General features: G+C 47.9%; 1 protein-coding gene. It reads right to left on the minus strand.

Going from position 1 to position 353, the window contains the following annotated elements:
- Window positions 1–25: 25 nt before the first annotated feature.
- Window positions 26–353, minus strand: a 328-nt coding sequence (locus CWC11_RS20495; protein ID WP_283241021.1) for an enolase C-terminal domain-like protein, incomplete at its 5' end; no start/stop codon positions are given.

The following is a 353-nucleotide window of genomic DNA, read 5'->3' on the forward strand; positions in this document are numbered from 1 at the left end:
GTGATTTAAGCTGAGCGTCGGATGTCTAATTAATTTCCACACGGGAGGAGCCAATCACGACTTCATCGTTTAGCTCAATACCAAGCCCCGGCTCTTCTGACACTCTAAAGATACCATTCTTAGGCTGCGGGTCTTGCAAGCATAGCTCCCTGTTCCACTTTTTAATTGCGTAAGTATGGTGCTCATGGATCAGGAAGTTTGGGATCGCGGTTTCCAAGTGTAATGAAGCTGCGGTTGCAACCGGGCCACCACAGACGTGCGCCTGAATACGGATATCAAAGATATCGGCGTAATCACATACTTTCTTGGTTTCCGTAAAGCCACCACATAGGCCAATATCTGGCTGCAGTACA

This window comes from Pseudoalteromonas sp. S3178 (assembly GCF_005886985.1).
In the GTDB taxonomy this organism is placed as follows: domain Bacteria; phylum Pseudomonadota; class Gammaproteobacteria; order Enterobacterales; family Alteromonadaceae; genus Pseudoalteromonas; species Pseudoalteromonas carrageenovora.